The following is a 10,818-nucleotide window of genomic DNA, read 5'->3' as shown; positions in this document are numbered from 1 at the left end:
TATAATCTTTGTGTGTTGTGTTAGAAAATACTGGACTACCCCAAAGTTTAGCTTGACGAATAGCATAAGTAGTAGCATCTTCTTCTGAAGAAGGTTCACAGTCATCAGGACTAGGTAAATCAAGAGAAATTAAACATTCATCAGGCTTAACAATTTCTTCTACAGTCAAACGGTCTTCAACAATCACCGCTTCTGTGGGAATATCCTCTTCAAAGATTGTACTGGCAAAACGTGCCAAACGGTCGCCTCCAGTTTCTGTAGCATCCATAGATATAAAACCCGCGCGGTCACTGCGGTCACGTTCATCCATAGTTGCACTCGTTCCCACAACACACAACTTACCCTTTGGAATATCAAGTCTTTCCTTTAATCGTCGAATTAAACAAGCAACATCAGCACCTTGGGCGCCATCATAAGTATGTAACTCATCTAAAATGAGATATTGCAGCGTATCAGAATCATTAAACCGCCAAAGTCGTGCATCTTGCGGTCGTAACAGCAAGAAATCCAACATTTTATAGTTAGTGAGTAAAATATCCGGTGGATTATCTAATTGAACTTCATGATTCGTAATACCGTGGTCTTCCCCCATTTTAACATCACCATTGTTATTAGAAGCGGGGTTTCCAGAGTCATTACGTCCTGTATAAGTACCAACACGAATACCAGCATTTTTTAGTATAGGGTCATTCCAAATAGCCTTAGCAAAACGTCGTTCTTGGTCAGACGCAAGCGCATTCATTGGATACAAAATAACTGCTTTTATACCTTTTTGTCCGCTGGCTTTTGCCCGTAAACAATGGTCAAGCACAGGATATAAAAAACATTCAGTTTTTCCTGAACCAGTGCCAGTTGTAACTAAAGTAGGTTCAGGCTTGTGGTTTTTACTATAAAGACGGCGCCAAGCTCGACTTTGATGAACAAAAGGGTGAAAAGGAACAGTACAATCAAAAGGGGGTTTATAACCATCTGCTGCTGGACGAAAAGGGCGCCGTAACTGTACCCACGCACCTTTAAATATACCGCGCTCAGAGTCTTCGAGAAACTTTTCAAAGGCAACATTTACACCCTTATCTCGAAAATCAAAGGTGGACTGTAAGTAATAAAGTACCTGACGGCGGATATTTTCAGCAAGATGCGCTGGCAGCATTGGGTGTAATTATAGATACTATAGATTTATATAAAAACAGTAAGTTTATCTAAGTATAATCCATTTCTTGTGGAGCAGGCATCCTTGCCTGCCAATCTTATATTTGAGGTGTGTAATGGTGCCTATTGGCAACGGATGATAAACGGATGTAACGGATGGTTTATTTTAAATAACTATATATCGATATGGAGTAAGAATATAAATGGTTAAGAACTGTAGGTCGGGTGGAGGCTTTGCGGAACCCAACAAATATCATCGCATTGAGAGCTAAGAGTAATAAACCCAGGGCGAACGCATCTTAATTTTAAGCTCAATACCCGTGAATGAAATTAATAAACAATAATAATTTTACAAAAATCAATAGCACTGTAATTCAATATTTTCTATTATAAATACTGAAAACATAGAGAATAAATAATTTATTTTGACTGATTTTTATTAGTTAACTATTACGAATACATTAAACCTTTAAGTTAATGTTAACAATATATGATATTTAGAGTTTTTTAATCACGATAACTTTTACAAAGAGTCAGGTTTAGCAAAACCATCTTTAAGATAGGTTTAATAAATAGTCATGAAAAGAAATATTGACAAAAGCTCAATTATATCTGAGTGTAGAAAAAGGTCATCTATGGGCAAAAGAGTGTTTATGGGAATCCAAAAAAAGCATCATCAAAATCTCGCTCAACTTACCCAGGAGTATAATCTTGAGTCATTTGCTTCACATTTATCAAGCGTAATTAAAGAGTCTTTGATAAAAATGGAGCAAAGTAAATATCGTCAAGGAACAGTTTTGGCGCCAACATTTGTAATTTGGTTTGTAATACTCTCAACTATTCGTCGTGATTTAAGCTATCTATCAGTGATGGATTGGATGTTGTCAGGCATTAGGTGGTTGTCATGTTTTCTCCCTAAAAAACTTGTTGCGGAGGGTGCAATAACTCATGCTAGAGTACGTATAGGATTAACAGTTTTTCAAGTGATTTTTAAAACAATTACAGATAGTTTTAAAACGTTAAAGCCAGATTTTAATGAATGGATTACAGTAATATTTGATGGAACTACAGGTACAATGCCTGATACTAAAAGTAACTGTGAACAATTTGGGAAATCAAAATCTGGTCGAGGTGAAAGCGCTTTTCCGAGAGTAAGAATACTAACTTTGCTTGCGGCATCGGCACGTCTAATTCTAGATGTATCATATGGTAGAAGCCAAGGTAAAGGTACTGGGGAAAGAAGTTTAATGCTAAAAATATTAGCAACAATAAATAGAAAAAACCTATTATTTTTACTTGATGCGGGATTGTATTCTTTTTTCACAATTTTGACTATTCAATCAAAAGAATGTGCCTTTTTGATTAAAGTAAGCCAAAATCTTAAACTTTCTGCTATATCTGGCAAACGTTTACCAGACGGAAGCTATTTAGCACAAATTAATGGAAAAATTCTAGATATTCAAAATTCTACATCAAAGCAGAATAAATGGAATCAAGAAAGTATAATTGTAAGAGTAATTGAGTACCAAATTCCTGGGTTTCGACCCTGCCGATTAATTACTAATATCCTTGACCAAAAAATTTCTGCGAAGGAATTAGTTACTCATTATCATAAAAGATGGGATATAGAAATTAGTTTTGATGAAATCAAAACACATCAATGTGCAACACTCAAAGGACAAATGCCAACAATTTTCCGTAGTAAAAAAGCAGAGTTAGTTGAGCAAGAGCTTTATGGAATGTTAATAGCATATAATTTACTTAGAGATTTAATGTATCAAGCTGCTGATAAATTTGATAAAGACCCTTTGCTTTTAAGCTTTCTTGAATCTTTACAGTTGGTTATAGATGCTATACGATTTGTCATCTATGCTTCTGTGAAACTTAGAGAAATCCAAAGCAATTATTTATTGTTATTAATCTCCGAATCTGAAATTGACCGACCCCGAAGAAATCGTGTTAATCCGCGTGTTGTCAAAATCAAGATGTCTAAGTTTAAGCGCAAAAACTCAACCCATAAGTCTGAAACTAGAGACTTGGAGAAAGATTTAGAAATACTCATTCCAGAGGCTGCTTGAGAATTTCATTCACGGGTATTGGATTTAAATGCAAAAAGATTAGGAGAATCTGTCCGCAGCCATTGGGGTATCGAAAATTCTTTACATTGGATACTAGACGTTGCAATGAAAGAAGATGATTGTAAAATTAGAAAGGATAATGCTCCACAAAATTTTGCTATTCTCCGCCAGATCGCAGTTAATTTATTAGCTCAAGATAAGAGTAAAAAGTTAGGAATTAAAAATAAACAATTCTTGGCTGCTATGGATAATAACTATCTTACCCAAATTTTAAGTTTATTGTTTTAGCAATATTCTTGATGATAAATAGTTTAGATTTCTTGATTGTCTTGAAATCGCAGTATTTTATGTCTACTTTCTTGGAAAACAGTATTTATTTATACTTTCTTTGGCATTTTTAATCCATCTTCTATTTATCAACATGGTTTTCATACTTGCGTGTTTTTATAAACTAAATCATAACCTTATAGAATAATATCTAAGTCGTTGAAATACTTGCGTTTTAAGGCGCGGGTGTGGCAAAGCCACACCCAGCTTGAAATTAAGATGCGTTCGCCCTGGTAATAAACCGCAAAGCACGCAAAGAACGCAAAAAAAGAATATTTACCTTTATTTGCACTCTGTAGAATGTGGGTGGCACCTAGGCTGTTGACTTTGTTGAAAATTGGGCAATTTATGGGACTTTTGTTCGCGGTGTTTAATTTCTCGTTAAAACCCTACTAAAAACAAGGTTTCAGCCATCATGACTATCTACGTTTTTTGCATGAACCAAATCCCAAAAAAGGTACAGAGGCAACAGCCTAGTACCGCTCGGCGTAAATGTATAGACCTTTTTCAAGGGTTATAAGCCGCTGCATTTTCGTTGATTACAATAGTATGCTTACTTGCGCCAAGCGGTACTAGGTGGCGCCGTCCTTATGATTAGAGTCACAGATTAAATGGTCAAGAGGATTTTTATTACACTCTAACAGTTGTTTTGCTTGTTTAAAAATGTTTTGCCAACGTGGATTATCTTTACGGGATAACCAAGTTTCCCATTGATTCAAATTAGAACTAATATGCGAACTAACAAAAAAGTCTTGAATAGTTGTATGAGCGAAAGTATAGTCACCCCAAAGCTTTTGTACTAATAAACCATCCTGAATTTCTATAGATTGGATTACTGCTTTACCTTCTTCTAGCAAAGTATCCCAATTAGTTTTTGCACCAGGAAGTTTACTAATAAATTCTGCTGCATGTTCACTTAATTTACCAACAGGTATATAATCTTTACCTGTTTCTAGAGTTTTAATTGCTAAATAAGATATCAAATTCACTTTTTCTAGCGATGAAATATTTCTGTATATCTCATCTTGTGGATCAAAACCACTTTCTTCATCCAAATCATTAACCAAGGCAAACATTGCTTTTTGATAAAGACACATGCGACCTAAATTCTCAATTATTTTATCTTCGTTTAGATAAATTAAGCATAGAAATTGTAAAAGTAATGGACTACTTGCAAAGTCTTTAATTGAGTTATTCTCACTTTTATCAATATCTTTAATTAAATTCTGAAATTCTTGAGACGGAGTTTTGTTCTTTTGACTAAACCAATGTTTAACAAATTTTCCAATGTCACCTTGATTAAATCCTTGTAATTTATAAGTTTTGAAATCACTTAGATGAGATTCTTCTTTGTTACAAGTAATCACAAATGTATTGGAACTATATTTTTCAATAAATTCGCTAACTGCTGTATGAATGCCGGGATTAGAATCTAACCCATCAAGTAAGAGTAATGCTTTCCCTTTCACTAATATCTCTCTTAATTGTTCAAGAGATACATTCTCATTACTAAAAATTCTCGCTAAAAACTCAAATAAATCAGGAAAATCTTTTGATTCACTAAACCGTTTCAGTGAAATAAAAATAGGAACACATGTATGCTCCAATTTATCTTCAGCAAACTTTATAGCGATATGTTTAAGTAAAGTAGTTTTACCAGAACCTTGCTTACCTTGTATAAGTATTTTATGAAAACCTGATGAAACTTCTAGAGTTTCTTTTATTTCATCTTCCAATTTACTAAATTTGATTACATCATCATTATATTTCAGTGATAAGTTTACAAAAAAATCACCAATTTTATGACTTTTCCTTGTATTAATAGATGTACCAAGTATATTTATCCTACTACATCTATTCCTTAATATCGGTAGAAATTTATTACGAATATCTGCAATTAAGTCATAAGCATTTTGTAATTTTTTCCAGTCAATATATTTTTCAATCTCTACTACAAAATTTCCCTTTTCAATTGTTAGCGTTATGCCTGTTGTAGCTTCTAGGCAGTTTTTTACAACATTATATATTTGTGTGCCGACTTGGCGAGCTTTGTCCTCTGGCACACTATATTGTTTGAAATAATCTTTTACTTTCTCATCACTGTAATTAGCACCTGGTATACAAAGAACTTTTTGTAATATGAAAGTTTGTTCAGTATTAAGTGGTTTTATTGTTTTTAATTCATCTTTATTTAACTCTGAGTTTTGAATAGTATCACTAATCAGATCAAATACTGCTTTTGTAATTTTATCTATCGTTTCTGAAGTTTTTGAAGTTTCTGAAGTTTCTGAAGAATGTAGTTGTTGCATAATTAAAATTTCTAGATGTTAAGTATGTTTCTAGCAAAAGTTAGTCATCAGATTACTAATAGTACTGATAAGCCAAAGCATAATTATACTATTATAATTTACCTAAAAATTGGATGATAGATTTCATGCGAAAGCATGATATAGCAAGCTATTCAAATTCAAATCAAATTTGTACAACTTATCTTTACATGCAGCCTTAGTAATATGATGCCCCTTACTTGCGTTATATATATATTTCCCAAGACATCGAGTAAACTAACATTTACAAACTAAAAAGTTTGTTCAAAGGTGAACAGTAATAATTAGCTGTATATTTATAAAGCATAATCTACCATGAGTATTTGTAAGGCTAATGATTATCTAAAGCAGACCGTACATAAGTAATACTTATCAATTTGTGTCCGGTGATTGCAAAAAACTTGGGGTTGCGTTCATTGAGGTATGAAATTAAAAAATGTATATGGATTCGCAGATGAACCCACATACACTCAAACTTCCATTTACTGAGGGTTGTTAATTCGTGAAGCTTTAATACGGTTAATCTCGTCAAGTAAGTCTTTAAGTACAATCAACTCCTTGCCTTTCATGGCAACTCTTATAGCTGCATCAATGACGGCCTTTTGGATATCCCGTCCGCAAACATCATCCACTTGGGCAAGTTCTTCGGGAGATACGTCTGTCGCTAGAGGCATTTGAGGGAGAAGGTGTCTTTTCCAAATTTCTCGACGACAAGCTAAGTCTGGCATGGGGAAGTTTATGTGGTGTACCCTTGTCTCAAATGCCTTATCGTAATTTTCTACAAGATTGGTAGAAAAAATTACAACTCCACTAAACTTATCTAAGCACATCAGTAACTGACTACGCATTGAGTTAGTGGCTTGCTCTGAACCTTGAGTTACATTTGTGTGTCGCTTGGAAAGCAATGAATCTGCTTCATCTATGAACAATAAAGCATTTTGTATCTGTGCTGCTAGAAATAATGCCTCAAGATTTTTAGCAGCTTCGCCATGATACATGCTCTCAATTTGAGCATAACTAGCACTCAAAATTGGGCACCCAATTTTGTTTGCAATAGCATGTGCAGCTAGTGTTTTTCCTGTCCCTGGCGCACCATAAAGATTGAGTGCCTTGCGAGGATGAGGCTCAATATGCTTCAGTCCCCATTCATCGAAGACTTTAGATTTTACCTTTGTAAAATTTACAGCTAACAAGATATTTTCCCTTACTTGTTCGGGGACAACTAACTGGTCAAAAAAGTGTTTTGCTTCTGAGGTCTTGTATTTAGAAGCGCGCTCTTCAATAGAAAACTCTTCATTTAATGGGGTATTTGTTTTGTCTGTTAATTTTGGATAAGAGGATTCAATGTAAGTAGACGACCGAGGTGGAGTACTGATGCTAATACTAATGTTGAAATTTTTAATTCCAGTTTTATTAATGAAACTATTCAAAGCAGTTGACACTCTAGCAGTTAAGATAGCATTTTGTTGTGGCTCTGCTTCAGGAAGACCTTTATAGATTATACTGGGGTTATTATCCATATTTAACTTAGAAAAGATGTTTTTTTGCGAGGTACAAAAGCTGATAGGAAAATTGGTGTAAGGGTTAAGAAGTAATCCTTACACCGACGTAATCGAAATTAGCTATGTTTAATAACAGTGTTATTAGTTAGTATTTTCTTTAAATCATCATCAATGTTCTCGGCTTTAAAAATTCTTCCATCTGTCACTTTTCCATTGCTATCCATACAAACAACAGTAATTATGTTAATGTTGTTTTGAATTTGGTTATCATGTAGTATCTTTGTATACTTAGTCTGACGATGTTCGAGACGAATTTGTTTAATCCACCCTATTACTATTGCTAACGTAAGGAAGACTATAATTACAACTCCACCAGCAGCAATCAAAATAGCAGTTGCAGTACTTACACCCCAATGAGCAACCAACCAACTGATAGGGTCAAAAACAGCTAAATACTGGCTAGTAGATAGAAGTGTCAAATTGTATGCCATAGAAGTCTCCTTGGTTTAAATTTAATTTTTGACGTAGGCACCTTTCTTTACTCATTTCTAATAGGCAGGGTAAGCGCAAGATATGAGGTAAAGAAAAAAGGCGTTTTTTTCTTTATTTAGTTGAGATGAAAATACAGTATGTTGTTTGATTCATCAAGAGCTTCAGTTAACTCTTCGTCTACAGATTGAATTAGAAACTCTACCGTATAAGACATTCCTTTAGAGTAAGGAAATGGTTTGCTGTTTTTATCCAAACACATGATAACTAAATGTGTTAATTGTGAATCAAGTGGGTACGGCTGACGTAAAACAGCAGCTTGTTTTACCTCTTCATCTTTAAAACGAATTTCGGTAATATGCTTTATAACAGATTCATATGTGTATTTATCCAGCGTAGGAGGGTGAATTCCTAATAGCTTATCTACGGATTCATTTTCTTTTGATAGTAGCCCATTGATGTAGCTGGCGCTACCACCCTTAAAATCAGCCCATTTTTGTTGAATTGTCATGGCAATTTATTCAAATTGATTGTGTTGTTATTGAAACCAATTTAGCAAAATATTATCTTTTTTTGCAATAAAAAATGTAGGAAAAAACATAGGAAAGTGTAGTGTTAGACTTGAGCTTACTTTAGGGGAGAATAAATTCTTAAACCTGTAGAATTAAACTCTACACTAATATTTTTAGAAGCAATCTTGATTAATTCAATAGTTTTTGATTCACTGATGAACGGAATTTTACTTACAACCAATTTATGCACGCCATTTTCAATTAATTTATCTGCAATTTTTTGTCCGTCAAAGTGCTGAACTTTATTTTTGAGCTTTTGTACAAATTTGTCTCGGAAATTACCTGCTCCATATATAAAATAATCACTAAGAAGGTCTCTCATCAATCCTTGCTTCTGACGTTTTACTTCAATCTCACTCTTTTGAATACTAGTTATCCCATTACTAATTGTAATTAGAATTTTTTGATAGAAAGTCCCGGCATCTACTGACCAAGGAGTATAGTGTTTTCTATCAAGGATAGGGTTATTTAGAAGTAGCTCCCTATGTTGAAGTTTCCAATCCCCATCAATTCTATACCCACCGTGAGTATAAGAACCTCTCAAGTTAGTGATGTCTATTTCATTGTACTGCGTATCGTGCTGGCGCCCTTGACTTTCGTTAAGTAACTGCTGAGTACACAGTATTTTATCTAATTCATGAGTAGGAACTGTAGCAGAAAAAACACCATTCTTAAATTCAAAGTCTTGAAACATAAGAAATTGTCTCTTTTATAGTAGTAGCTTCACTTAGCCTTTTACGTTTGTTGCTACCAGCCTATCAAAGTACAATTCATGCGTCTATAGTAATTTGTAGTTTTTTGTGTAGGGTTTTGTATTTTTTACACTCAAAATACAAAATTATACAAAAATAACTACAAAAAGCTATATACAACAAAGTAATTACATTTTAAGTTATTGAAATTGGTTAAATTGACTTTTCCCCATTTCTGTAAAATTCGGCATCTGAGGGATGAATAGGAATTTAACTGGTGTGAAACTAATCTTGAAGGGTATTAATGAATAAGGAAGAAATCGAACAAATCCAAATAATATTGTCAAACTCTAACCTATCATCAGAGGACAAAGCTAAAATCCTGCAAATTCTTTCTGCGAAAGGAGAAAAAGTACCCTATATATACAGTAACGAGCAAATGGCTAAGGAAGAAATAAGGCAAATTAGAACTGAGTTAAAATCAGCTTTTCAAGAAATTCTGCAAGAACTCCCTAAAAAACTTAAACCTGAGCAAATAGAAGAGTTTAAGCGCGAATTTAACCAGATAGATGAGCTTCTCGAACGATTGGAAAATGGCTTAGTATGGGTCGCATTTTTCGGGAAAGCAGCAGTTGGTAAGTCTTCTGTTCTAAATTCGCTTTTAGAATCAGACCAAGCACTTACAGGTGTAGAAATGGGAACGACAACTGAACCTGGGTACTTTACACGCTCTCCCTGGCAGTTAGTTGATGTTCCTGGTATCCTCGATGGCAAGATACTAGAGGACATCGCTATTGAAGAAGCAAAAAAAGCTCACGGGCATGTTTTTGTAATTGATGGGGAACCAACTCAACCAGAACTAGATTTGTTCAATGTAGTGTGTAAGGCAACCCCAAGTTATCCAAGAGTTGTCTTTGTCAACAAATGGGATAGAATGGCGATGCCAGAGAAAGATAAAAAGATTCTTTCTAGACGCATTATTGAGAAAATGAGTCGATTTGTTACTTCTCCTCAATATATTGTTTTCGGGAGTGCTGCTTCCTATGACCAAGAAAGTGATTTGATGGTGCGGCAGAATATTCCTCAACTTCTCGAAGCTTTATACAACAGCGCTGGTACTTTCGGGGATGTTATAAACATTCTCGACCCCGCTCAAAAAGCCGGACTTGCCCTAGACAGCATCCGTAATTCCATCATAGAAGCTCGAAAAAAAGTAGCTCGTCAAGTAATTAACTGGTTTGCTATCGCTTGTACTGCTTCTGGATTTATCCCCTTTGACAGTTTGATTGCAATTCCTGGGATTCTTGCAAGTATGGTTTACAGTATCTTCCTCATCATGGGCAAAAAGCAAGATAAGGGTATCACTGGAGAGGTTACATCTAACCTACTCCAAGCTTGCGCTCAAACACTTGGTGTTATCTTCGCAGCTTCGGTGCTTGCTGACATCATCACAGCTTCTCTACTACCTGTATTTCCAGTCGCATCGCTAGTTTTATACGCGGTAGACTTAACAGGACTCTCTTACTTCAAGTATCGGCGTGCAGTGATTTTAGGTGAAGTTACTATCGAATACGTTCTTAATGATTGCTCTTGGGGCGCCGAAAGCCAAGAAGCCGTGATTAAACGCTGTGCAAAACGCGCTGAAGAACACTATTTTCGGCTCAAAACAAAATGCTAAAACC

General features: G+C 34.8%; 8 protein-coding genes and 1 pseudogene. 3 read left to right on the top strand and 6 right to left on the bottom strand.

The genetic code is table 11. The features are described from left to right. On the bottom strand, positions 1-1,150 hold a 1,150-nt coding region (locus AC2JBO_RS10820; RefSeq protein ID WP_496953655.1), incomplete at its 3' end, for a DEAD/DEAH box helicase. A 652-nt stretch (positions 1,151-1,802) separates the two neighbouring features. On the opposite strand from AC2JBO_RS10820, the gene AC2JBO_RS10815 reads away from it, so the two are divergent. After that, a complete protein-coding gene (locus AC2JBO_RS10815; protein WP_496953654.1) occupies positions 1,803-3,227 on the top strand; it encodes an IS4 family transposase in 1,425 nt (474 codons plus the stop codon). A 27-nt stretch (positions 3,228-3,254) separates the two neighbouring features. Then, positions 3,255-3,515: pseudogene (locus AC2JBO_RS10810) on the top strand (ISAs1 family transposase); the annotation flags it as partial. Between the two features lie 611 nt (positions 3,516-4,126). On the opposite strand, the gene AC2JBO_RS10805 reads toward AC2JBO_RS10810, so the two are convergent. The 5 genes from AC2JBO_RS10805 to AC2JBO_RS10785 all read right to left on the bottom strand — a co-directional run bounded on the left by AC2JBO_RS10805 (position 4,127) and on the right by AC2JBO_RS10785 (position 9,138). Next, a complete protein-coding gene (locus AC2JBO_RS10805; protein WP_496953653.1) occupies positions 4,127-5,863 on the bottom strand; it encodes an NACHT domain-containing protein in 1,737 nt (578 codons plus the stop codon). Between the two features lie 500 nt (positions 5,864-6,363). After that, complete coding sequence (locus AC2JBO_RS10800; protein ID WP_496953652.1) at positions 6,364-7,401, bottom strand: ATP-binding protein; 1,038 nt, start codon at positions 7,399-7,401, stop codon at positions 6,364-6,366. A gap of 98 nt (positions 7,402-7,499) precedes the next feature. Next, on the bottom strand, positions 7,500-7,874 hold the full coding sequence (locus AC2JBO_RS10795) for a hypothetical protein (RefSeq protein WP_496953651.1): 375 nt from the start codon (positions 7,872-7,874) through the stop codon (positions 7,500-7,502). Between the two features lie 116 nt (positions 7,875-7,990). Continuing rightward, positions 7,991-8,383, bottom strand: a complete 393-nt coding sequence (locus AC2JBO_RS10790; protein WP_496953650.1) for a hypothetical protein — start codon at positions 8,381-8,383, stop codon at positions 7,991-7,993. A gap of 116 nt (positions 8,384-8,499) precedes the next feature. Beyond that, positions 8,500-9,138 (bottom strand): hypothetical protein, encoded by a 639-nt coding sequence (locus AC2JBO_RS10785; protein WP_496953649.1) that lies wholly within the window; start codon positions 9,136-9,138, stop codon positions 8,500-8,502. 302 nt (positions 9,139-9,440) lie between these two features. Between AC2JBO_RS10785 and AC2JBO_RS10780 the strand changes: the two genes are divergently transcribed. Continuing rightward, positions 9,441-10,814, top strand: coding sequence for a GTPase (locus tag AC2JBO_RS10780; RefSeq protein WP_496953648.1), 1,374 nt, complete (start codon positions 9,441-9,443; stop codon positions 10,812-10,814). Positions 10,815-10,818 lie beyond the last annotated feature (4 nt).

The organism is Calothrix sp. CBUCES-K 9914 (genome assembly GCF_059640475.1).
Note: the sequence above shows the minus strand (reverse complement) of the source record. Positions and strands in the feature narration are given on the sequence as shown.